Origin of the sequence: Candidatus Pelagibacter sp. (genome assembly GCF_052049835.1) — a bacterium.
Lineage (GTDB): Bacteria > Pseudomonadota > Alphaproteobacteria > Pelagibacterales > Pelagibacteraceae > Pelagibacter.
Genome location: NZ_JBNGZF010000002.1, coordinates 195,282 through 219,202, shown reverse-complemented (window position 1 = coordinate 219,202; position 23,921 = coordinate 195,282). Strand labels below are relative to the sequence as shown.

The 23,921-nt window shown below is 28.3% G+C and carries 26 protein-coding genes; 12 read left to right on the top strand and 14 right to left on the bottom strand.

The features are described from left to right. Positions 1 to 105 precede the first annotated feature (105 nt). The 4 genes from ACTT9R_RS02685 to holA are packed head-to-tail and all read left to right on the top strand — an operon-like array spanning position 106 to position 4,681. The gene (locus ACTT9R_RS02685) at positions 106 to 690 is read left to right on the top strand and encodes a DUF3576 domain-containing protein (RefSeq protein ID WP_440926526.1); all 585 of its coding nucleotides are present in this window, start codon (positions 106 to 108) and stop codon (positions 688 to 690) included. 17 nt (positions 691 to 707) lie between these two features. Further along, the gene (gene leuS / locus ACTT9R_RS02680) at positions 708 to 3,248 is read left to right on the top strand and encodes a leucine--tRNA ligase (RefSeq protein WP_440926525.1); all 2,541 of its coding nucleotides are present in this window, start codon (positions 708 to 710) and stop codon (positions 3,246 to 3,248) included. Further along, the gene (locus tag ACTT9R_RS02675; protein ID WP_440926524.1) at positions 3,245 to 3,697 is read left to right on the top strand and encodes a hypothetical protein; all 453 of its coding nucleotides are present in this window, start codon (positions 3,245 to 3,247) and stop codon (positions 3,695 to 3,697) included. The genes leuS and ACTT9R_RS02675 overlap by 4 nt, the downstream gene beginning before the upstream one ends. Beyond that, positions 3,698 to 4,681, top strand: a complete 984-nt coding sequence (gene holA, locus ACTT9R_RS02670; protein WP_440926523.1) for a DNA polymerase III subunit delta — start codon at positions 3,698 to 3,700, stop codon at positions 4,679 to 4,681. A gap of 1 nt (position 4,682) precedes the next feature. Here the strand turns inward: holA and ACTT9R_RS02665 are convergent, their stop codons facing one another. The 10 genes from ACTT9R_RS02665 to hemE form a co-directional block, all read right to left on the bottom strand. After that, entirely contained in the window at positions 4,683 to 5,525 is an 843-nt protein-coding gene (locus ACTT9R_RS02665; RefSeq protein WP_440926522.1) for a ParB/RepB/Spo0J family partition protein, read from the bottom strand. Further along, entirely contained in the window at positions 5,525 to 6,319 is a 795-nt protein-coding gene (locus ACTT9R_RS02660) for a ParA family protein (RefSeq protein WP_440926521.1), read from the bottom strand. Before ACTT9R_RS02660 ends, ACTT9R_RS02665 begins: the two co-directional genes overlap by 1 nt. Next, positions 6,320 to 6,964, bottom strand: coding sequence for a 16S rRNA (guanine(527)-N(7))-methyltransferase RsmG (locus ACTT9R_RS02655; RefSeq protein WP_440926520.1), 645 nt, complete (start codon positions 6,962 to 6,964; stop codon positions 6,320 to 6,322). Beyond that, positions 6,964 to 8,835 (bottom strand): tRNA uridine-5-carboxymethylaminomethyl(34) synthesis enzyme MnmG, encoded by a 1,872-nt coding sequence (gene mnmG, locus ACTT9R_RS02650; RefSeq protein WP_440926519.1) that lies wholly within the window; start codon positions 8,833 to 8,835, stop codon positions 6,964 to 6,966. The genes ACTT9R_RS02655 and mnmG overlap by 1 nt, the downstream gene beginning before the upstream one ends. A gap of 117 nt (positions 8,836 to 8,952) precedes the next feature. Continuing rightward, positions 8,953 to 10,284 (bottom strand): tRNA uridine-5-carboxymethylaminomethyl(34) synthesis GTPase MnmE, encoded by a 1,332-nt coding sequence (gene mnmE / locus ACTT9R_RS02645; RefSeq protein WP_440926518.1) that lies wholly within the window; start codon positions 10,282 to 10,284, stop codon positions 8,953 to 8,955. 89 nt (positions 10,285 to 10,373) lie between these two features. Continuing rightward, on the bottom strand, positions 10,374 to 11,960 hold the full coding sequence (locus tag ACTT9R_RS02640; protein ID WP_440926517.1) for a tetratricopeptide repeat-containing sulfotransferase family protein: 1,587 nt from the start codon (positions 11,958 to 11,960) through the stop codon (positions 10,374 to 10,376). 29 nt (positions 11,961 to 11,989) lie between these two features. Next, positions 11,990 to 13,258 carry a transcription termination factor Rho gene (gene rho, locus ACTT9R_RS02635; protein ID WP_440908537.1) on the bottom strand — a complete coding sequence of 423 codons (1,269 nt, stop codon included), beginning with the start codon at positions 13,256 to 13,258 and terminating at the stop codon, positions 11,990 to 11,992. 65 nt (positions 13,259 to 13,323) lie between these two features. Beyond that, entirely contained in the window at positions 13,324 to 13,758 is a 435-nt protein-coding gene (gene hemJ / locus ACTT9R_RS02630) for a protoporphyrinogen oxidase HemJ (protein ID WP_440926516.1), read from the bottom strand. Between the two features lie 3 nt (positions 13,759 to 13,761). Beyond that, positions 13,762 to 14,757 (bottom strand): ferrochelatase, encoded by a 996-nt coding sequence (gene hemH / locus ACTT9R_RS02625; protein WP_440926515.1) that lies wholly within the window; start codon positions 14,755 to 14,757, stop codon positions 13,762 to 13,764. After that, complete coding sequence (gene hemE / locus ACTT9R_RS02620) at positions 14,754 to 15,758, bottom strand: uroporphyrinogen decarboxylase (protein WP_440926514.1); 1,005 nt, start codon at positions 15,756 to 15,758, stop codon at positions 14,754 to 14,756. Before hemE ends, hemH begins: the two co-directional genes overlap by 4 nt. Before the next feature lie 267 nt (positions 15,759 to 16,025). On the opposite strand from hemE, the gene ACTT9R_RS02615 reads away from it, so the two are divergent. The 5 genes from ACTT9R_RS02615 to dnaQ are packed head-to-tail and all read left to right on the top strand — an operon-like array spanning position 16,026 to position 19,456. After that, positions 16,026 to 16,853 (top strand): pyruvate, water dikinase regulatory protein, encoded by an 828-nt coding sequence (locus tag ACTT9R_RS02615; RefSeq protein WP_440926513.1) that lies wholly within the window; start codon positions 16,026 to 16,028, stop codon positions 16,851 to 16,853. After that, positions 16,843 to 17,433: a Maf family protein gene (locus tag ACTT9R_RS02610; protein WP_440926512.1), complete on the top strand. Its 591-nt coding sequence runs from the start codon at positions 16,843 to 16,845 to the stop codon at positions 17,431 to 17,433. The genes ACTT9R_RS02615 and ACTT9R_RS02610 overlap by 11 nt, the downstream gene beginning before the upstream one ends. Next, positions 17,423 to 18,229, top strand: coding sequence for a shikimate dehydrogenase (gene aroE, locus ACTT9R_RS02605; RefSeq protein ID WP_440926511.1), 807 nt, complete (start codon positions 17,423 to 17,425; stop codon positions 18,227 to 18,229). The genes ACTT9R_RS02610 and aroE overlap by 11 nt, the downstream gene beginning before the upstream one ends. Next, positions 18,222 to 18,794, top strand: a complete 573-nt coding sequence (gene coaE, locus ACTT9R_RS02600; protein ID WP_440926510.1) for a dephospho-CoA kinase — start codon at positions 18,222 to 18,224, stop codon at positions 18,792 to 18,794. The genes aroE and coaE overlap by 8 nt, the downstream gene beginning before the upstream one ends. Then, entirely contained in the window at positions 18,791 to 19,456 is a 666-nt protein-coding gene (gene dnaQ, locus ACTT9R_RS02595; protein WP_440926509.1) for a DNA polymerase III subunit epsilon, read from the top strand. Before coaE ends, dnaQ begins: the two co-directional genes overlap by 4 nt. On the opposite strand, the gene ACTT9R_RS02590 is transcribed toward dnaQ, so the two are convergent. Together ACTT9R_RS02590 and ACTT9R_RS02585 are read right to left on the bottom strand one after the other, a co-directional pair. Next, positions 19,449 to 19,871: a protein-export chaperone SecB gene (locus tag ACTT9R_RS02590; protein WP_440926508.1), complete on the bottom strand. Its 423-nt coding sequence runs from the start codon at positions 19,869 to 19,871 to the stop codon at positions 19,449 to 19,451. The genes dnaQ and ACTT9R_RS02590 overlap by 8 nt on opposite strands. Then, entirely contained in the window at positions 19,855 to 20,280 is a 426-nt protein-coding gene (locus tag ACTT9R_RS02585; RefSeq protein WP_440926507.1) for an FxsA family protein, read from the bottom strand. The genes ACTT9R_RS02590 and ACTT9R_RS02585 overlap by 17 nt, the downstream gene beginning before the upstream one ends. Positions 20,281 to 20,338: 58 nt before the next feature. Between ACTT9R_RS02585 and ACTT9R_RS02580 the strand changes: the two genes are divergently transcribed. Next, entirely contained in the window at positions 20,339 to 20,935 is a 597-nt protein-coding gene (locus ACTT9R_RS02580) for a Tim44/TimA family putative adaptor protein (protein ID WP_440926506.1), read from the top strand. Beyond that, a complete protein-coding gene (locus ACTT9R_RS02575; RefSeq protein WP_440926505.1) occupies positions 20,936 to 21,358 on the top strand; it encodes a Smr/MutS family protein in 423 nt (140 codons plus the stop codon). Here ACTT9R_RS02575 and hslU read toward each other — a convergent pair. Continuing rightward, positions 21,348 to 22,721, bottom strand: a complete 1,374-nt coding sequence (gene hslU, locus ACTT9R_RS02570; RefSeq protein ID WP_440926504.1) for an ATP-dependent protease ATPase subunit HslU — start codon at positions 22,719 to 22,721, stop codon at positions 21,348 to 21,350. The two genes, ACTT9R_RS02575 and hslU, sit on opposite strands and share 11 nt — an antisense overlap. Next, complete coding sequence (gene hslV, locus ACTT9R_RS02565) at positions 22,721 to 23,236, bottom strand: ATP-dependent protease subunit HslV (protein WP_440926503.1); 516 nt, start codon at positions 23,234 to 23,236, stop codon at positions 22,721 to 22,723. Before hslV ends, hslU begins: the two co-directional genes overlap by 1 nt. An 89-nt stretch (positions 23,237 to 23,325) precedes the next feature. Here hslV and hisB point away from each other — a divergent pair, with 89 nt between their 5' ends. Continuing rightward, entirely contained in the window at positions 23,326 to 23,916 is a 591-nt protein-coding gene (hisB, locus tag ACTT9R_RS02560) for an imidazoleglycerol-phosphate dehydratase HisB (RefSeq protein ID WP_440926502.1), read from the top strand. Positions 23,917 to 23,921 lie beyond the last annotated feature (5 nt).

Genomic DNA, 23,921 nt, shown 5'->3' with positions numbered 1-23,921 from the left:
TTGCATATTTGCAACAAATAAACATAAGAAAATATAGTCTTTTTCTGGTTTTTTTAAACTAAATATTACTCTTTATACAATTATTGCTATATATGAGTAATTTTTATGTTCTCTCAAATAAAAATTAAACATATTTTATTTAAATTCACAGGGTTATTTTTGATTTTAATAAATTTAAATTCTTGTGGCATTTATCGTCCTGTAAGCGCGAGAGACTATCCGCCAGAACCAGAAAAAAGAATAAAAAAAAACCTAGAAGAAGGTAGGGGTTTTACAATTATGGGGCAAATGAATAAAAAAGGTGGTGGTGATTTTGACTTTGCAACATCTAATGAAATGTGGAGAGCGAGTTTAGATATCTTGGATTTCATGCCTCTTACTTCAGCTGATTATGGAGGGGGATTAATTATAACAGATTGGTATAGCGATCAAAGTAATGTTAACGATTCAATCAAAATATCGATTAGATTTTTGTCTAATGAAATTAGAGCTGATGCCCTAAAAATTAATGTCTTCAGTAAAAAATGTGAGAGGACTGTTAACTGCAAAATTTCCCAGAGTAATCCTAAAATAGAAAATGAGTTAAAAGTTGCAATCTTAAAAAGAGCCGCTAAATACAAAAAGGATATTATTGATTCAAATCCGAAAAGAAGTTTGAATTCTGTACTTGCTCCAAGTGATAGAAATTAATCAAAAAGAAATAATTTGTGGAAAGATACAATTTTAAGACAATCGAAAATAAATGGCAAACTTTTTGGCAAGATAATAAATCATTTAAGTCTTCTGTATCAAAACATAAAAAATTTTATTGTTTAGAAATGTTCCCGTATCCTTCTGGAAAAATTCATATGGGTCATGTTAGAAATTACGCTATAGGCGATGTATTAGCTAGATACAAATCACTTCAAGGTTACAATGTACTCCATCCAATGGGTTGGGACTCATTTGGAATGCCGGCCGAGAATGCAGCTAGACAAAACAACTTGAATCCAAAAAATTGGACTGAAGGAAATATTCAAACAATGAAAAATCAGTTAAAACAGCTAGGACTTTCAATTGATTGGGATAGAGAAATTTCAACTTGTTCACCTGAATATTATAAACATCAGCAAAAACTTTTTTTAGATCTTTATGATAAAGGATTAGTTTATAGGAAAGAAAGTTATGTAAATTGGGACCCTATTGATAAAACAGTTTTAGCAAACGAACAAGTTGTTGATGGAAAAGGATGGAGGTCTGGTGCTGTTGTTGAAAGAAAAAAACTAAATCAATGGTTTTTTAAAATATCACATTTTTCTGAAGAATTGCTAAATGATCTAGACCAACTAAATGAATGGCCAGAAAAAGTAAAAACTATGCAAAAGAATTGGATTGGAAAATCTTATGGTTGTGAAATAGACTTTCCAATTGAAGGTTTAGATAACGTAAATTCAATAAAATGTTACACTACAAGACCAGATACACTCTTTGGATTTTCTTTTTTAGCACTTTCAGTTGACCACCCTCTATCAAAATTTTACGAAAAGGACCCTGAATTTATTAAATTTAAAGAAACGTGCTCTAAGACAGGAACAACTGAAGAGTCTATTGCTCAAGCAGAGAAAATTGGTTTTAAGACTAACTTGTTGGCAATAAATCCATTAGATAAAAATAATAAAGTTCCTGTTTTTTTTGCAAACTTCGTTTTAATGGACTACGGATTTGGAGCTGTATTTGGATGCCCAGCACACGATCAGAGAGACTTTGATTTTGCAAAAAAATATAAATTAAAAATTACAACAGTTGTAAAACCTTTAAATGAAAGTGACAATTTTGAAGTAAACTCAGAACCTCATACAGGGACTGGTATAATAATCAACTCAAAATTTTTAAATGGGTTATCTGTTCCAGAAGAATCTATATCTAAAACAATAAAATATCTTGAAGAAAATAATTTAGGAAACAAAAAAATAAACTATAGATTAAAGGATTGGGGTATTTCTAGGCAGAGATATTGGGGCTGTCCAATTCCAATTGCATATGATGAAGATAATAATGTTGTAAAAATTCCTGAAAAAAATCTTCCTGTTGCTCTACCCAATATTGAAAAAATTAATACTGATGGAAACCCACTTGATAGTGAAGAAAACTGGAAATCAGTCACGATCGATGGAAAAAAATGTATAAGAGAAACTGATACGCTTGATACCTTTGTAGACTCTTCATGGTATTTTTTAAGATTTTGTTCTGCTAAAAATGAGGATTTTCCATTCAGCCAAGAAGATATTAATTATTGGATGCCTGTAGATCAATATATTGGGGGTATTGAACATGCAATATTACATTTATTATATTCTCGATTTTTTGTGAGAGCTATAGAGCTTAATAATAAAACTTTTAACCTAAAAGAGCCTTTCAAAGGATTATTCACTCAAGGAATGGTTTGTCATGAAACTTACAAAGATAAAGATAATAAATGGTTAAGTCCAGACGAAGTTTTTTCAGAAAATGGAAAAGATTATTTTATTAAAGATAGACCTAAGGAGAATGTAAAAGTTGGTCCCTCTGAGTCTATGTCTAAATCAAAAAAAAATACAATTGATCCAGAAAAAATGATTAATGAATATGGTGCTGACTCAGTAAGATTTTTTATATTGTCTGACAGTCCACCTGAAAAAGATATTCAATGGTCAGAAACTGGCATGAATTCCTCATTTAAATATATTCAAAAGTTTTGGTCACAAAATGAAAAAATTTGTTTAATTTTAAATAATAATAAAGTCAATTCTAACGAAGAAATAGATTTATTTGTTAATCAGGCAATTACAAAAATAAATTTTGCTCTAGAGAAATTTAGGTACAATGTAATTATTGCGATATTTCATGAAATTTATACATTCTTTAATAAAATCATAGAGACTAATTCGAATTACTCAAATCTTAAAGAGAATTATAAAAAAATTTTAATTGTCATGCTTCCGGTAATTCCACACCTTGCTAATGAATGTCTTGAAAAAATTAATGAAAATAGTGACATTAAGTGGCCAAATGTAAATAACAAATTTATTAAAAATGATAAAAGCAATATCGTTATACAGATAAATGGGAAAAAAAGATCTGTTATTTCAGTTGAAAAAGGATTGAGTGAGAAAAAAATATTAGAAAAAATAAAACATGATAAGTTAGTAGATAAATATATTGAGGGAAAAAATATTTTTAAAACTATTTATGTTCAGGATAAAATATTAAATTTAATTATTAAACCATGAAAAAAATTCTTATAGTATTTCTTTTAATTTTAACTACTTGTGGATATCAGCCGATTTACAAAGCCAATGAAAATACAAAAAATATAAATATCAATGAAATAATTTATTCAGGAGATCGAAAAATTAATGATAAGATTTATTCAAAACTTCCTTTTGTTCTAGTAAAAAATGACGAGAACTTAAATAAACTTTCATTAGAAAGTAATAAAGAAATCAAAATAACCTCTAAAAATTCAAAAGGACAAGCTGTATCTTATAGAACTACTATAAATGTAAAAATTCTTATATTAAATAATAATGAGGATGTTATTGATCAAAAAGTAATACAAAAGAATTTTTCATATAATTCCGATGAAAATAAATTTAAATTTAAAGAGTATCAGAACAAAATAGAAGAAAATTTAATAAACGGAATTGTGGACGATATAATAATTCATCTAATCTACTAAATGATTGTTAAATATTTCGAATTAAAAAAAAATATTATAAAGGACAAAAATTTTTTTTTACTTTATGGAAAAAACGAAGGATTAATTGAAGAAACAATAAAAACTTCACTTAAACCAATATTGCCAAAAAATATTTTTTCTTACGAAGAAAAAGAAATATTAGATGATATTAATAGTTTTCAAGAAAAACTTGTTAATAAATCTTTTTTTGATAATGAAAAATTAATAATTGTTAAGAGAACATCCGATAAACTTTTTAAGTTAATTGAAGAATTAGTTCATAAAAATATCGACGATGTATCAATAATATTTGTTGCTAATGTATTGGAAAAGAGATCAAAAGTTCGAAATTTTTTTGAAAAATCTAAAAGTACAATTTGTGTCGCATTTTATGAAGATAATATTCAAACGTTATGCTTGATAGCTCAAAAATTTCTAAGAGAAAGAAAAATAAATATTTCACAGCAAGATTTAAACATATTAGCTGAAAGAGCAAAAGGAGATAGAAAAAATCTATACAATGAATTAGAAAAAATTGTAAATTTTTCTTTTAGAAAAAAAAATATTGGTATTAATGAAATTTTAAAACTTAGTAATTTGTCTGAAAATTATGATTTGAGTGAATTAGTAGATAGTTGTTTATCTAAAAATAAGAAAAAATTAAATAAAATATTAAATGAAAACAATTTTAACCAAGAGGATTGCATATTGATTTTAAGAATCTTTTTATCAAAATTAAAAAGACTTCAGTCCCTGCACTTAGATCCTAATATTAAGATAAATATCGAAAAAGCTTTATCTTCATATAAACCTCCAATATTTTGGAAAGATAAAGAAGTAATAAAACAGCAAATAAAAATATTAAATCTTAAAAAAACTAAAGAACTTTTTCAAAAAACAAATGAAATAGAATTGATAATTAAAAGAAATCCTAGTATTTCAATTAATGTTACTACTGATTTTATTTTAAATGAAGCAATTTGAATTAATAATTTTTTTTTATTATTTCTATGATTTTATTCAATTGATCTAAATCTTTATACTCAAAACTTATTTTTCCTTTATTTCTTTTATTATTCTGAATATCAACATTTAATCCAATTTTATTTGAGATAGATAATTCAAGAGCAATAATATTGCTATTTTTTGTTATGCTTGATTTTTGTTTTTTATTTTTAAAAATTTTAACAAAATTCTCCGCTTGTCTTACAGAGAGTTTTTTTTCTATAATTTTTGATGCTACAAAACTTGCATTTTCAAGACCAACTAAAATTTTAGCGTGACCAGCAGTTATTTTTTGAGATTCTATTAATTTGATAACATCATCTGGTAAGGTTAATAATCTTAAGGAGTTTGAAATATAGCTTCTACTTTTTCCAATAAATTTAGATACTTTATCCTGATCGTATGAAAATTCATCAATAAGTCTTTTATATCCCTGCGCTTCCTCTAGTGGGTTTAAGTCATGCCTTTGAACATTTTCTACAATTGCAAATTCCAAAGACTTTAAATCATCAGCCTCTGTTACAACAACAGGTACATTATGAAGGCCAGCTCTTTGAGCTGCAAGCCATCTTCTTTCACCTGCAATAATTTCAAATTTAAAGCTATCATCATTTGATTTTCTAACAATGATCGGCTGTATCATTCCTCTTTCTTTTATTGAATTAGTTAAATCCTCTAAATTATCTTCATCAAAAACTTTTCTCGGTTGGTATTTATTAGGTGTAAGTTCGCTTATAGATAAATGATTTTTTTGAGATTCTACTTTAGTTTCACCAATCAATGATGATAACCCCCGACCCAATCCTTTTTTAATTTTATCCATTAAGCAGCACTCCCAATTGATGTTTCTTGATTAATAAATTCATCAGTGAAGCTAAAATATGATTTGCTACCTGGACAAGATTTGTCATAAATTAAAACTGGCATTCCATGGGATGGTGCTTCTGATAGTCTCACATTTCTTGGGATGACAGTCGAGTAAACTTTTTCACTAAAATAATCCCTAGCTTCTTTTTCAACTTGAGATGAAAGCTTATTTCTTTTGTCATACATAGTTAAAAGTATACCCCTGATTTTCAAATCTGGATTTAAACTTACTTTTATTCTTTCTATAGTTTTCATTAGCTGCGTTAAACCCTCTAAAGCAAAAAATTCAGTCTGAAGTGGTACCAACAGAGAATTTGAACTTACAAGTGCCATTACAGTTAGCAAGCTTAACGAAGGTGGGCAATCGATCAAGACATAATCATATGATCCTTTAGAATCGTTTAAATATGCGGTTAATTTAGTCTTTAGTATAAAAGCCCTATTGCTGTCATCAGCCGTCTCTACTTCTAAACCCGATAAATCTACATTAGATGTAATAATATCTAAATTTTCAAACTTTGTTTTTTTAATTACCTCACTAATTTCACTAGTTCCATTCAATACTCCATAAATTGTATCACTTGAGTTATCCATATTCGATAATCCTAGACCTGTAGTAGCATTCCCTTGTGGATCTAGGTCAATTACTAAAATTTTTTTATCTATTTGAGATAAACCTGCTGCAAGATTAATCACCGTAGTAGTTTTTCCAACCCCACCCTTTTGATTTATTACTGAAATAATTTGCATTTAATTTTTTTTTTTAATTTTTTTAATATTTATTAAAAATGAGTCTACACTTGTTAAACTTTTTTTTTCTATATACTCCAACTCCCAATTTTTTTTAGAATTTTCAAAAATTTTTTTTCCACTCTTCCCCATAAAAAAAATTAAATTTTTATATTTTGAAAAATTTTCATATACTAATTCTAAAACTACTGGCATTGGTTTAAATGCTCTGGACATTATCGTTCCTGTTTCTAAATTTTTTATTTCAAAAATATTTTTTTGAAAAACCTTTGTGTTTAAATTTAATTTTTTTGAAACTTCCTTTAAAAAATGGCTTTTATGGTAACTTTTTTCATAAAGGTGCACATGCATATTATTTTTCATATTTTTTAGTATAATAGCCACGATTATACCTGGCATACCCCCTCCTGAACCTATATCTGTGGTTGTATTGCTATTTAAATCAACAAAATCAATTATTTGTGCAGAGTCTATAATATGACGTTCAATTATAGCCTTTTTTGACGCTGTATTTTGGCTAATTATGTTGATTTTTTTATTTTTTTCAAGAATCATGGATATGTAGTTTTCAAAGTCTAAAAATGTTTCACGTGAAACATTTAAGTGATTAATTCTAGAATAAGAATTTAAAATTTTCTGATCCATTAAGCTATATGCTTAATAGACTTTCTTTTGACATGTGACAACAAAATATATACAGCGGCAGGAGTTATTCCGTCAATTCTTAGGGCTTGACCCATTGTTTTGGGCTTTATTTCTTTGAATTTAGCTTTTACCTCATTAGATAAACCTGATAGCCCGTCATAATTGATTTTATCTGGAATAACTAGGTTTTCGTCCCTCTTAAATGCTAAAATATCTGCTTTTTGCTTCTTTAAATAACCCCTATAATGAGCATTTATTTCTACCTGTTCATCAATTTCATTGCTATAAAAGGGTATATCGGACCATATTTCCCTAATTTTTCTCATATTTACCCCTTTTTGAGTTAAAACTTCGCTAGATGATCTCAATATTCCGTCTTTTGCTATTTTTATTCCAAATTTCTCAGCTTTAGAAGGTGAAATCTTGGAATTTCTCATTTTTAAATTTATTTGTCTAATTTGTTCAAATTTACTCAAATATATTGCTTTTCTCTCATTACCTATAAGGCCAATTTCTATTCCCTTTGCAGTTAATCTTTGATCAGCATTATCAGATCTTAAACTTAATCGATATTCTGCTCTTGATGTAAACATACGGTATGGCTCAGCTACTCCTTTGGTCACCAAATCATCTATCATTACTCCAATGTAAGCGTCGGATCTATCAAGTATGAATGGTTCCAATTTTTTAACAGACAAGGCAGCATTTATTCCGGCTATAAGGCCTTGTGCGGCAGCTTCCTCATATCCTGTTGTTCCATTAATTTGACCGGCAAGATAAAGATTGCTTATCTTCTTGGTTTCAAGAGTTAGGAATAGTTCACGTGGATCTATATAATCATATTCTATTGCATATCCTGGTCTTAGTATAGTAACATTCTCTAAACCATTGATATTATTACATATTTCTTGTTGTACATCAGCAGGTAGTGATGTCGATATACCATTTGGGTAAATTGTGTAATCATTTAGGCCTTCTGGCTCTAAAAATATCTGGTGACGTACTTTATCTGCAAATTTTACTATCTTATCTTCTATAGATGGACAATATCTTGGACCTACTCCTTTTATACTACCCGAGTACATAGCGCTCTTTGATAAATTCTTTTCTATAATGTTATGAACCTTCTCATTAGTATAAGTCATTCGACAAGATATTTGTTTATTTAAATTTTTTTTAGTTAAGAATGAAAAAAAATAAGGATCATCATCTGCGAATTGTTCTTCTAAGTTTTCAAAATTAATTGTCCTTGAATCTAACCTTGGCGGTGTTCCGGTTTTTAATCTTCCAATTTTAAAATTATATTTTGCCAATTGTTCACTTAAACCTGTAGAAGGTTTTTCGTCATATCTACCCGCTGGAGTTCTTTCATCACCTATATGTATCAAACCATTTAAAAAAGTGCCTGTTGTGAGTATTATCTTATTAGATAGAATTTTCTTACCTTCTTTAGTTTCAAATCCACTTATTGAATTTTTATCAAAAATAAACCTAATTACAGGATCTGAAAAAACGCTTAAATTACAATAGTTTAGCAATTTTTCTTGCATATATTTACGATAAAGCGATCTATCTGATTGAGTTCTGGGTCCTCTGACTGCAGGCCCTCTACTTCTATTTAATAATCTAAATTGTATACCTGATTTGTCTGCTACATCTCCCATAACACCATCAAGGGAATCTATTTCTCTAACCAAATGACCTTTACCCAAGCCTCCTATTGCCGGGTTACAAGACATCTCACCGATAGTTTCTATTTTATGAGTAAATAGGGCAGTGTTGACTCCAAGACGAGCAGAAGCTGCTGCAGCTTCACATCCAGCATGGCCTCCTCCAATTACAACTACATCAAATGACAAATCATTTTTCATAATCCAAATCTATATGTGATTATATAATTTACAAGATAGGCTTAATTTTTTGTAAATAAACTCTATTTATCAACGTTTTTTGATAAAAAAGGTTCAAAAAACCAGCAAAATGGGGTATTACTTGCCGATACAAAAATCGTTGAAAATGCTACCTAATATCTCCTCTACATCTACTTTTCCAACTATCATACCTAAATGTCTAGTAGCTAATCTTAAATCTTCTGCAGCTTTATCAAAATCTTCGGTTTCTTTTTTTTGATTAAAATTTTTTAAATAATCTAAACACTGTTGTAAATGTTGTCTGTGTCTCTCTCTTGTAATTAAAATATCATCACTTGAAATAAATTTATTTTTTAAATTATTTTTTATTTTTAAAATTAATTCTTCGATATTTTTATTTTCTTTAATTGAAATTAAAATATGATCTGTTTTTTTTATTTCTGGATCAATATCATTTTCTAAAAGATCAGATTTATTTATAACTAATATAGCATTTTCGTCTAAAAAACCCTTTAAAACATCAGTAAAATCAAGGCTTTTTGCATCAACCACAATAAGTTTTAAATCTGCTTCTTCTGCTCTTTTTAGAGATAATTTAACACCTTTTTTTTCTATTTCATCTTTTGAGTCTCTTATCCCAGCTGTATCAGATATTATTACTGGATAACCATCTATATTGAGATGTGTTTCTATTACGTCTCTAGTTGTACCAGCAATTTCGGAAACAATTGCTACATCTCTATTAGATAAATAATTCATCAGGCTAGATTTTCCAGCATTTGTTGGACCAAGAATAGCAATTTTAAAACCTTCTCTAATTCTTTCTCCAACTTTCTGATCATTTAATATTTTTTTAATTTTATTTATTACTTCATCAGAACTATTTTTTATTTCATTTAAAATATTAGTTGGCAAATCCTCATCTGGGAAATCTATTTTAGCTTCAACATGTGATAAAATTTTTAAAAGTTTCTCTCTTAAAGAATTAAATTGATCTGCTGATTTTCCATTCATAATTTTTATTGCTTGTTGTCTTTGGATTTCAGTTTCCGATGAAATTAAATCAGCAATACTTTCGGCTTTAAGTAAATTTATTTTTCCATTTTGAAATGCTAATTTTGTAAATTCACCAGGTTCTGCTAATCTACAATTTTCTATATCTGAAAGAGAGGAGTGCAAAGCATCCACAACGGCCTTACTACCATGAATATGTATTTCTGCCATATCCTCACCAGTGTAGCTCTCAGGAGCAGGAAACCATAGAATTAAACCCTCATCTATCAGCTCAGAAGTGTTGATTTTATTGATTTTTCTGAGAGTTGCTACTCTTGGCTTGGGAACAGGCTTACCGGTTAAAATGTTAATAATCTTAGAGGTTTCTCCCCCTGAAATTCTTATAACAGCTATACCAGAGATGCCTGGGCCAGTAGAAAGAGCATAAATATTCATAATTAAATCTATGATACTTAAATTAAAGTATATGAAAAAAATTTAATTAAAATGAAAAAAATTCAGTCTAACTTTTAAAAAAAACACTTTTAATCAAGAATTTTGAACATTTTTTCAAGATACTTATCAAAATTATTACTGCTATTTACTGAAGATTTATAAATGGGTTGTCTTGCTTGAGCAATACTAACTGTTTTAATTGGTGTTTTACTATTTTTATCTGGATTTAAACATTTTTCATCCCAATTTAATTCACAAAAATTTAAAATTTCTTTAATTTCTTTCTCTTTATCGGTGACAAGTTTTTCATATTCTACATCATGAATAAAATCAGGAATTTTTGTTTTCCAAAATTTCATGATTTTAGAATATAAATTATAATATTTGGCTATATCTTCTGCTTTATTTGTCCAGTTCATTGTATTTGAAGCAAAAGTATTTTTAAACAAAGACAAACAATTATCCTTTTGATTACGATAGCAATGTATAATTTTGCTGTTAGGGAAAAATAATTTAATAAATCCTATTAGTCGAAAATTTTGAGGAGCTTTATCAGTAATTATTTTTTCTTCAAAATTATACAGTTTAAAATAATTTATATATTCAGAAAAAACGATGTTTTTTGATGAATTTTGATAATCAACAATTAATTGCTTGTTATATTTGGAGTCATTTACAAAATTATTTTTTAGTACTTGCTGAAGATAAATTAATTCCCCAGCACCATAAACCTCGCTATGTGACGATATAATTTGTTCCATCAATGTTGTACCTGATCTTGGCATGCCTAAAATAAATATAATTTTTTTTTTTTGGATTCCCTGATTTGATTTTGCAAGATTGATATCACTGAAAGTTTTTATGATATTATCAATTGCTTTTTTCTCAGCATCTATATTTGATCCAAATTTATCAAATTTTAGCTCGTTTGCTTTTTCGTAAAATTGATAAGCACTACCAAAATCTTTAATATCTTCATACGCTTTGCCTAAAGCATAAGACAAATCAACTTTTTTTTCATAATCATTGTTGTTAATTTGCCTGTAGATACTTTCCATTTTATTAATATGATCTAAGCTATCTTTATTTTCTTTAGTATATTTTAACAATGAACTTGTTAATTTATGAGCCCCAACGTGATTTGGATCAATCGAAAATATCTCATCAACAGTTTTTTTTGTCTCTTCAATTTTATTTTCACTTTGGTAAGCAACAGCCAAAGAAAATAAAAAGTTCACAATACTGGATTGTGGTATGTTTTTATTAATTTTAACTAGATCAAGAGCTTTTTTATAAAGAACTATGGCCCCTTCATAATCGTTAATTAGGGTTTTTAAATTAGCATAATTATTATAGGCATTAATATAATTTGGATTTATCTTTAAAATTTTTTCATAAAGATTCTGTGATTGTTCAAATTTGCCAGTGGCTTTTAAAGCATTTGCGTAGTTATTCATGGCAGCCACATTATTAGGTGCATGTTTTAATGCTTCGCTGAAATATTTTATTGAGTTATTGTGTTGAGACAATCCTTGATAAGCCATGCCAGTTAAATTTAGCAAGTAATCATTTTTTGGAATTTTTTTAAGTAGCTTCGATGCTCCCTCTATCACCTTCTTATAATTTTTAGCATTAAAATGATTTTTGAGAATCTTAATTTTTTCTACTAAATCCATGAAAAAAATATTTAAAAATTAAACACACCTTAAGATGGTTTATTCATTGAATTAAAAAATTCAGCATTATTTTTAGTATCTTTAAGTTTAGAATTTATGAACTCAATCGCATCCATAGTTCCCATTGGAGCAATTATTCTTCTTAACACATTCATTTTTTGTAAATCATTTTTATCAAATAACAATTCTTCTCTTCTTGTTCCTGATTTTGTGATATCAATTGCCGGATAAATTCTTTTATCTGCTATTTTTCTATCTAGTATTGTTTCACTATTACCTGTTCCTTTAAATTCTTCAAATATGACTTCGTCCATTCTGCTACCCGTATCAATTAAAGCTGTAGATATAATTGTTAATGAACCACCTTCTTCGATATTTCTTGCTGCACCAAAAAATCTTTTGGGTCTCTGAAGTGCGTTAGCATCTACACCTCCAGTTAAAACTTTACCTGAACTTGGTATTACTGCATTATATGCTCTCCCTAATCTTGTTATCGAGTCTAATAATATAATAACATCTTTTTTGTGTTCGGTTAATCTTTTAGCCTTTTCAATAACCATTTCAGCTACTGCAACGTGCCTTTGTGCTGGTTCATCAAAAGTAGAGCTAATTACCTCACCTTTAACAGTTCTTTGCATGTCTGTTACTTCTTCTGGTCGCTCATCAATTAGCAACACCATAAGGTAACACTCTGGATAGTTTTTTGCTATGGAGTTTGCAATGCTTTGCAAAATCATTGTCTTCCCAGCTTTGGGTGGTGATATAATAATCGATCTTTGTCCTTTACCAATTGGACTAACTAGATCAATTAGTCTTGGAGTTAAGTCTTGTTTTTTTTCTACTTTTGTCGTTTCAACTTCCATCACCAACTGCTTATCAGGGTATAGAGGCGTCAAGTTATCAAATGCAATTTTGTGTCTAGCTTTTTCTGGTTCTTCGAAATTTATCTTGCTAACTTGTAACAATGCAAAATATCTTTCTCCTTCTTTAGGGGCCCTTACTGGTCCCTCAACGGTATCTCCGGTTCTTAGTCCAAATTTTCTTATTTGACTTGGACTAACATAAATGTCGTCTGGTCCCGGAAGATAATTTGATTCCATGGCCCTTAGAAAACCAAAACCATCTTGTAATAGCTGCAGAACACCTACGCCAGTGATTTCTTCTTTTTCAGCAACTTTTTTAAGAATAGCAAAAAGTATTTCTTGTTTTCTTAATGTGCTAGCGTTTTCTATGCCAAGTTCTTCTGCTTGCGTAATAAGCTGTTCAGATGATTTGAGTTTTAATTCTTGAATGTTCATGATTATTTATTTGATAAGAACTTATCAACGTAATAAATATATATACTACAATTGAAATTTCAACCCTAGATTGGCTTAAAAATAGCTAAAAATACAACAACAATTAAGATAACCGTTGGTATTTCGTTAATTATTCTGAAGAATTTTGCAGATTTTGTATTTGAAGAATTTTTTAAGGCAACAAGACACTTTCCTAAATAGTCGTTATATGCTGACAATAGTATCACTAAGACAATCTTTATCTGAAACCAAAGTTGAGAAAAAATATCTATTCCATTTAAATAAATTAAAGCTAGTCCAAAAACCCAAGTAAAAATCATCGCGGGTCGCATAATGTAAAAAAACAATCTTTCTTCCATCACCTCAAATATATCGGTTGCTTCTTTTTTCTCTTTATTTTCAACATGGTAAACAAAAATTCTAGGAAGGTATAAAAGACCAGCCATCCAAGAAACGACAGCAATTAAATGTAAAGATTTAAATAATAAATACGAATTCATGTATCAAATATTTCTTTCAATTAAGGACTTTAGTAAAATGATATGATCATAGTTGTCATTTAAACAGGGAACCATATCAAAATTTTCTCCTCCTGATTTTAAAAAGCTTTCTTTAGCTTGAATTTGTATTTCTTCTAAAGTCTCTACACAATCTGATGCAAATCCTGGACATATTGTAAGAACTTTTTTAACACCTTCTTTGGGTAAATTTTCTAAAGTCTTATCAGTATATGGTTGAAGCCATTCTTGTGGGCCAAATCTCGACTGAAAGGTGGTTTTAATTTTAATTGAAGTGAATTTTTCTGAAATGAGTCTTGTCGTTTTATGACAATAACAATGGTAAGGATCACCTTTATCAAAATATTTTTTTGGTATCCCGTGATAAGAGGCTATAATTAGGTCTGGTTTCCAGCTAATTTCTTTTATCTTTTTATTAACCGAATTAACGAGAGCATCAATGTAAAGTGGATCAGATTCGTAATGAGGAATTATTTTTAGGGAAGGTTGCCATCTCATTTTCATCAAAGTTTTGTATACCTCATCACAAACAGTTGCTGTTGTGGGTGCTGCATACTGAGGATAAAGTGGTAATATTACCAAATTTTCACAACCCATTTTATGCAATTTATGAATTTTGCTCTTGATGCTCGGATTTCCATATCTCATAGCAAAATCTATGATAATATTTTCTTTTGATAGTGAATTTGAAATTTTCTCACTTTGCTTTTTTGTATAATAAAGAAGTGGCGATATATTTTCATCCTTCATCCAAATTTCTTTATAAGCTTTGGCAGTTTTAGAGGGTCTAAAATTTAAAATGAACAAATTCAAAATTATTTGCCAAATTAAAGGATTTACTTCAATTACTCTTCTGTCAGAAAGAAATTCTTTTAAATATTTTCTTATATCAAACCAATTAGTAGAATCAGGTGTGCCTAAATTAACTATAAGTACTCCTGTGTTACCGTATTTTATGGGTGGGTGATCTTTTTCAATCATTTAAAATCTTTTACAATTTTAATTAAGTTTTCAACCATTTCTGGATTTGTTTCAGGCAAAATACCATGACCGAGATTAAATATATACGGGTGATCTCGAAAAATTTCTAAATAAGTAAATGCTTCTTTTTTCATTGTTTCTTTATCTGTTAACAAAATTTTTGGGTCTAAACCTCCTTGTATAGGTATGCTTATGTCTCTAAGTATTTTTTTTGGATCAACATTATAGTCAATACTAACAGCATCAGGTTTAACAATATCACAAAACTCTTTATAATTTTTAATTTCCCTAGGAAAGCATATAACCGGTACATTTAAAGATTTTACATAATTTACTAAATTTAAGGTTGGAGAATAAACATAATTGGGTAAATCTTTTTCCTCTAATAAACCTGCCCAACTATCAAAAATTTGAATTACATTAGCACCGTTATCAATTTGATTTTTTATATGAACTTTCAAAAATTTTTCAATAATTAATAATATTCTGTTTATTAAAAACTCGTCTTTAAAAAAGTCTTTTTTTAAATTATTTTTAGGTGATTGTTGATTAATCATATAAACTAATATTGTCCATGGAGCACCAGTAAATCCAATAGTATTTTTATTTTTTAAAGTAGAGTCTGAGCTAACTTTTTTTAATGCTTTATACACACGGTGTATTTTTTCTACAAAGTCAATTTCATCAGTGTTAGTAATTTCATTTAAATTTAGTTCCCCTAATTTTGGTCCAAAGTTTTTTTCAAATTCTACTTTTTGACCTAATCCATAAGGAAGCATTAAAATATCTGAAAATATTATTGCAGCATCCAAATCAAATCTTTTTAATGGTTGTAGAGTTATTTCTGAAGATAAATCGTCATTTAAACACAAATTAATAAAATTAGGATTTTTTTTTCTTATTTCTCTAAATTCTGGTAAATATCTGCCAGCCTGTCTCATAATCCAAATGGGATTAAACGAAGTGTCTTTGTTAGTTATTACTTTGTTTAAAGGTCTCATAAATAAGTATAATTAATTATTGTAGTTGTAATATATCTTGTGAATAAAGGTGATTAATTTTTATAAACATTATATTCACAATTTACCAACAAGTTATTTGAATAAAATTGTTTAAAATGAAGCTTTTTTAACCATATTAATTTTTGTGGATTGTTTTACCCTATTTATTATTAATGTTAATAAATAGCAGTTTTTACAAGGTTAATTTAAAAAGTTTTAAATTGTGTAATTTAATTAAAATATTACAAATTTATTAACAATTTATTCATGAGTAATACATATCAAATATACTTAATTTCTGACTCAACTGGCGAAACTTTAGACAGAATATTTTTAGCTCTTAAGGCCCAATTTCTAAATATAGAATATAAAGTTCATTCTTATTCTTTTACAAGAACAGAAAACCAAATTTTAAGAATTTTAGAAGATGCAGAAAAAAATTCAAACGCAATAATTTTATACACTATTGTAGACAACAATTTAGCCAAATATTTAGCAAATGTAAGTGATGAAAAAAAAATCCCATGTTTCGGAGTTCTTGGAAATCTAATTTTAAATTTTTCAAAGATTCTTAATCAAAAAGCAACCCATGAACCAAGCGGCCAACATATATTAAATGAAGAATATTACGATAGAATAGAAGCAATTCAATTTACAATGAATCATGATGATGGAAATTTAATAAATGAAGTACATAAATCTGACATTATTCTTATAGGTGTAAGCAGAACTAGCAAAACACCCACATCTATCTATTTAGCTAACAAAGGATTTAAGACGTCAAATATTCCTCTTGTTAATGAAAATTCATTGCCCGATACTCTTAAAAAAAATCCTAAAGTGGCTTGTGTAGTAGGACTAAGCACTGAACCAGAAAGACTGGCTGACTTAAGAAAAAATAGAATGAATTCTTTGAAAGAGACAGAAAACATCCAGTATACAAACCTAGAGAATATCAAAAAGGAAGTATTAGATGCCAAAAGAACATTTCAAAAATATAAATGGCCTCTTATTGATGTAACAAGAAAATCTGTAGAAGAGACAGCAGCTTCTATAATTAAAATCCACGAAATATACTTAAACAATGCTAAATAGAATTATTCTTGCTTCAAAGAGCAATGTTAGAAAAAAAATTTTAGATAAAAATAATATTAAAAGTTTTGTTATGCCTTCAAATGTCGATGAAGATGTTGTCAAATTAAGCTTGTTAAAAGAAAAAGCAAGTCCAGAACTTATATCAAAAAATTTAGCAGAATTAAAAGCAAACAAAGTAAGCTCAAAACAAACAAATGAAATTGTTTTAGGAGCAGATAGCGTAATAGATCTAAATGGTGAATTAATATCAAAGCCAGAAAACAGAGAAGAGGCCATGACAATATTAAAGAAGCTTAATGGCAAATCACATGATTTAATTAGCTCTGTATGTATCTCCAAAAATGGGTCAATGATTTGGAATTATACTGATAAAGCCACATTAAAAATGAAAAATTTTTCTGGAGATGAATTAAAAGAATATTTATCTAAAATATCTGATCAGGCTCTTTATGCTTATAACGTTTATCAAATAGAAGGAGAAGGAAAAAACTTATTTGAAAGCATAATTGGTGATGAGGACACCATAATGGGATTACCAATTAAGAAAATTAAGGAATATTTAGCGATTTATGACAACTAAAATAAAAAAATATTTTGTTATAGGAAACCCAATCGATCATTCTTTGTCCCCCAAACTACAAAACTACTGGTTAAAAGAGAATAATATTAATGCTTTATATGATAAAATTAAACTTAACGAAGATGATTTGGAAAACTTTATTAAAGATATAAAGCAACAAAAAATTACTGGCTGTAATGTTACAGTTCCATTTAAACAAGCAGTAATACCTTTCATAGATAAATTAAGCCCAGAGGCACTGCAAACCCATTCAGTAAATACAATAATATTTAACGATGGTAGTTTAGTCGGACATAATACCGATATTGCTGGTTTTACTAAAGCAATTCAAAGATTGGACTATAACTTGAGAGGAAAGAAAGTTTTAATTTTAGGTGCTGGAGGGGTAGTTCCATCAATTATTTTTGCTTTAAATAAAATGGGTGTCCACCAGATAATTGTCAGTAATAGAACCAGACAAAAAGCAGAAAATTTGAAAAACTTATTTAAAAATTTAAAAACTATAGAGTGGGGAAATATAGAATATTTTGATATGATAATTAATGCTACAAGCTTAGGGCTAAATAACGAAAATATAAATTTAGATTTTTCAAATATTGGAAAAGATAAGTTGTTTTATGATGTAATTTACAATCCCGCCGAAACTAATTTTTTAAAAAATGCTAAAAAAAACGGCAATCTTATAGAAAATGGGAAATTAATGTTTGTTTATCAGGCCCTAGAAGCATTCAAGTTGTGGCATGAGGTAGAACCAAAGATAAGTAATGAGATTTTTAAACTTTTAGAAAATGATTAAAATAGGAATTTTAGGAGATATAGGATCTGGAAAGAGTTTTGTTGCAAAAGCATTTGGATATCCCGTATTCAATGCTGATGAAGAGGTATCTAAGTTATACCAGAAAGATAGAAAAGTTTATTTAAAATTAAGAAGAAAACTTCCAAAGTACATTTCAACTTTTCCAATTAAAAAAAAGGAAATTTCTAAAGCAATAATTTCAAAAAGAACAAATTTAAAAAAAATTATTAAAATTGTACATATAGAAATTAGAAAAAAAATGAAGCTTTTTATTAATCGAAATAAAAATAAAAAAATAGTAATACTAGATATTCCTTTGCTGTTAGAAAATAGAATTAACCAAAAAAGGGATATATTAATCTTTGTTGATTCAAAAAAATCTCAAATTTTAAAAAGGCTTAAAAAAAGAAAAAATTTTAATAATGACTTATTAAAGTTATTTAAAAAAGTTCAAATACCACTTGATTATAAAAAGAATAAATCTGATTTCATTATTAAAAATGATTTTACTAAAAAAACATTAAAAAAAAGTGTAAGATTAATTCTAAATAAAATCCTAAAATGAAAGAAATTGTTCTTGATACAGAAACTACCGGAATATCTGTGAAAGAGGGTCATAGAATAGTTGAAATTGGATGCATAGAATTAGAAAATCTAATTCCAACAAAAAATAAATTTCATTGCTATCTTAATCCAGAAAGAAAAGTTTCTGAGAAAGCCTTAGAAATACACGGTTATACAGATGAGTTCTTAATTGATAAGAAAAAATTTAATGAAGTTGTTGAAGACTTTTTATCTTTTATCAGTGGAAAAAGACTAATTATACATAATGCCGAATTTGACCTTGCACATTTAAATAATGAACTTAGATTAATTGGCAAAGATAAGATAAATAATGAAATTATTGATACTCTTAGTCTTTCTAGGGAAAAATTCCCAGGTTCTTCAGTAAGTTTGGATTCATTGTGTAAAAGATATGGAATAGATAATTCAAGAAGAAAACAGCATACTGCTCTGATTGACTGTGATCTTTTAGCAAGAGTATATATTAATTTAATTGACCAGAAAGAACCTACATTAAATTTTTTAGAGGAGAATATTAAAGACTCAGCAAACAATACCGCAAATGTTTCATATTATAAAAAAATTGTTTTACCAACAAAAGAAGAAATTGAAAAACATGAAAACTATTTAAAAAATTCTTTAAAAAAAAATTATTTTAATTAAGTCTTTCATTATAAAGTTTTTCAAAATCTATTTTTTTTTCAAATTTTATTTGTGGGTAACCAGAATTGTGTAAAACATTTAAAAAGGATTTTTCTAAATCTGGATAGATTTCAATTTGAACATCACAAAGAATAATTTTTTCTAAATCTTTTTTTTCTTTTATTTCATCAGCAGGTCTAATTATAGTTGCGAAGTTAATTTCAAAGTAAGATTTAAGTTCATTAGGTTCTTTGTCTTCAAATTTAAAGGTTGTGCATATTTCAATGAGTTTGTTTTTTAAAGCTTTTGAGTTGATATCTATATTTAATTGATATTTGCCTATATGTTCTTTTACAAATAAATAGGTTTGAACGTCTCGAGTTTCACTAGATAAATCTTTTATATATTTGCCTAAAATTTCATACTTTTTTGTCATTATCATCCTCTATATCTTCATATTCACCATCAATAAAATTATTTTTTTTATATTCTTTCTTGCTAATTTTTTTTGAAAAAATAGAGAAGAAAAATTTTCTAGTGATGGGAAAAATTATAAGAAACCCAAAAATATCAGTCGCAAACCCAGGAATTATTAATAGGAGAGCTGCAATGGCGATAGCCGCTCCTGAAATTACCTCATAAGCTGGTGTTTTATTTTTGCTTAATTGAACATAACCCGATTTTAATGTATTCAACCCCTCATACTTTGCATAGTAAACACCTATTATTGCAGTACTGATAATTAGTAAAATAGTTGAAATCGCACCAATTTGTGATCCAATTTTTATAAATAAATAAATTTCTACGATCGGGACTAAAATAATTAATAATAGTAATGAGTTCATTTGTCCTTAATCTAAATTGCTGGTTGAAATTAATCAACAGAGTAATTACTATCAATTTATGAATTATAGTTTCGAATACATAGATATAATTTTACTTGCTATGATAGCTGGTTTTATTTTTTTAAGATTAAGAGGAATTCTCGGTAAAAGAACTGGTTTTGAGGGAAAATCACCCGGTCAATTTAAAGAAGTTTTAAAAAATATAAAGGTAGATCAAGCTGTCAAACCAAAAGAAAAGTTTGATGATGAAGCTCAAAAAGAATTTTTAAAAGGTGCAAAAATTGCTTATGAAACAATTATTACTGATTTCAGTGATAATGATAATAAGATTACAAATGCAAAACCTCTGTTAAATAAAGACATTTACAATCAATTTGATGATGCGTTGAAAGAAAGAGCAAAAAGGGGTCATTTCGCAGAAATAACATTTATTGGAGTTAATAAAGCTGAGATTAAGGAACATAAAAAAATTGGAAATATTTTAAACGTAACAGTGGATTTTATAGCAGAGGTGATAACTTGTATAAGAGATAAAGATAAAAAAATTGTTTCTGGAGATCCTGAAAAGATTAAAAAAATTTATGATACGTGGATTTTTTCAAGAGATACTACGTCAGCAAATCCTAATTGGCAGTTAGTAAATATATTAACATAATTGAACGATAGTATTTCAGATAAAGATAAAAAAGATTGGCACAAATTTATAAATAGTACTGAAAAATTACCAAACAAAGATTTTAAAAATCAAAAAAATAAAAATCTAAAAGTAAGATCAATAGATTTGCATGGTTATACTTTAGATGAAGCAAATAAAACTATAGAAGATTTTATAAACAAAGCTTTTTCTGAAAATATCAATAAACTAATTATTGTTACAGGAAAAGGTCTTCATTCCAAAAATGAAAAAGATCCATATGTTTCAAAAGACTTTGGTATCTTAAAATATTCTGTTCCAGAATTTATTACTAAAAATGCCAGTTTAATGAATATGATAAATGAAATCACAGATGCTAAAATAGAAGATGGTGGTGCAGGTGCATTTTATGTTTTTTTAAAAAAAAATAAAATTATAAGATAAACTTAGATAGATCTGTATCTTTTACTAAATTATCTAAGTTTTTATTAATATATTCCTTATTAATAATTATTTTTTCGCCTGCTCTGTCAGTAGCTGTAAAGCTTATTTCATCTAGAATTTTTTCAATGATAGTATGTAACCTTCTGGCCCCAATATTTTCAACAGTAGCGTTCACTTCGGAGGCAATATTGGCAATAGCATCTATACCATCATCAGAAAATTCAAGGTCAACATTTTCTGTTTTCAAAAGAGCCACATACTGTTTTATCAAGCTAAAATCTGGCTCTCTTAAAATTCTTTTGAAATCTTCACTAGTTAATGCTTCTAATTCAACTCTAATTGGTAATCTTCCTTGTAGTTCAGGCAATAAATCAGATGGTTTTGCAAGTTGAAATGCTCCTGAAGCAATAAATAAAATGTGATCTGTTTTAATTGGACCATGTTTAGTATTTACAGTAGTTCCCTCTATTAAAGGTAGCAAATCTCTTTGGACACCTTCTCTAGAAACATCTCCACCAACCCTATCTGTTCTTGCAGAGATTTTGTCGATTTCATCTAGAAAAACTATTCCATTGTTTTCGGTTGAAAGTTTTGCTGCTTTAATAATCTTATCTTGTTCTATTAATTTATCCGACTCATCATTTATCAAAATTTCATGAGATTCTTTTACTGTCATTTTCTTTTTCTTCTCTTTATTTCCCATTGATTTTCCAATCATTTCGCCAATGTTAATCATGCCAACATTTGCACCTGGCATACCAGGAATCTCAAAAGAAGCACCACTAGAACCAGTATCGCTTACAGCTATTTCAATTTCGTTATCATCTAAATCACCGTTTCTTAATCTTTTTCTAAAACTTTCTCTTGTAGCCAAACTCGCTTTTTTTCCGACTAAAGCGTCTAAAACTTTTTCTTCAGCAGCTTTTTGGGCTTGTGCAAAAACTTCTTTTCTTTTTTTGACCTTTTCCATTGAGATCGCAATTTCAATTAAATCTCTAACTATTTGCTCAACATCTCTTCCTACATATCCAACCTCAGTAAATCTTGTAGCTTCAACTTTTACAAAAGGTGCTTCGGCTAGTTTTGATAATCTCCTAGAGATTTCAGTTTTTCCAACACCAGTTGGCCCAATCATAAGAATGTTTTTTGGTAGAACTTCATTCTTCATTTCACCCTTAAGAGCCTGACGTCTCCATCTATTTCTTAAAGCAACAGCAACAGCTCTTTTGGCTTTATTTTGTCCAACCACAAATCTATCTAGTTCCGAAACTATTTCTCTTGGAGATAAAGAACTTACTATTGAAGCCTCTTCTTTTTGATTCTTATCTTTTGGGTGTAGTTGTGTAACGTTTGAATTATCCATTATATTTTTTCAATTTTAACATTATCGTTTGTGAAAACACATATATCAGCAGCAACTTTGATTGCTTTTTTAGCAACTTCCTCGGCTGACATGTTGCCTTCTATTAAAACTTTTCCAGCAGCTAATGCATAATTACCACCAGAGCCTATTCCAATTACATCTCCCTCTGGCTCTAAAACATCACCAGTCCCAGAAATAATATAACTATTACTTTTGTCTCCAACTGCCATTAGCGCTTCTAATCTTCTTAAATATTTATCTGTTCTCCAATCTTTAGCTAATTCAACAGCAGCTCTAGATAAGTTTCCTGCATGTTTTTCTAATTTACCTTCTAATCTTTCGAATAACGTTAATGCGTCAGCAGTTGATCCTGCAAACCCAGCTACTACATCTCTTTTTTCAATTTTTCTGACTTTTGATGCTGTGCTTTTAACAACAGTATTTCCCATACTAACTTGTCCATCACCAGCAACGACTACTTCATTATTTTTTCTAACTAGTACAATTGTTGTCATACCTAATAAATGGTAACTATTTTTGATACTTCAAGTGTATAGACTGATATTGATATAGAGGGATTATGTATGTATACCATTAAAAATATATGGCTAGAAAAGGAAAAGTATCTAGAAAAACAAAAGAAACCAGCATCAATGTTGAAGTAAATATTGATGGTAAAGGTAAGTACGAAATTGACACTGGCATAGGTTTCTTAGATCACATGCTTGAGCAACTATCAAAGCATTCTTTAATTGATTTAAAAGTTAAAGCTAAAGGAGATACTCATATCGATCTCCACCACACAACTGAGGATACCGGTATTGCAATAGGTGAAGCTTTAAAAAAAGCTGCTAAAAAATTTGTAGGAATAAGAAGATATGCACATACAGTTATCCCGATGGATGAAACATTAACAAGGGTTGCTATCGATGTTTCAAACAGACCTTATTTAATTTGGAAAGTAAAATTGAAAGTTGAGAAGCTAGGTGAAATGGATACTGAATTATTTAAAGAATGGTTTCAAGCGTTCTCTCAATCTGCTGGTATTACAATGCACGTAGAAAATATTTATGGTGATAATAGCCATCACATTATTGAGTCTTGTTATAAAGCATTAGCAAGATCATTAAGAGCTGCATTAGAGATGGATCCAAGAAACAAAAAGAGTATTCCATCCACTAAAGGCTCATTATAAGTTTA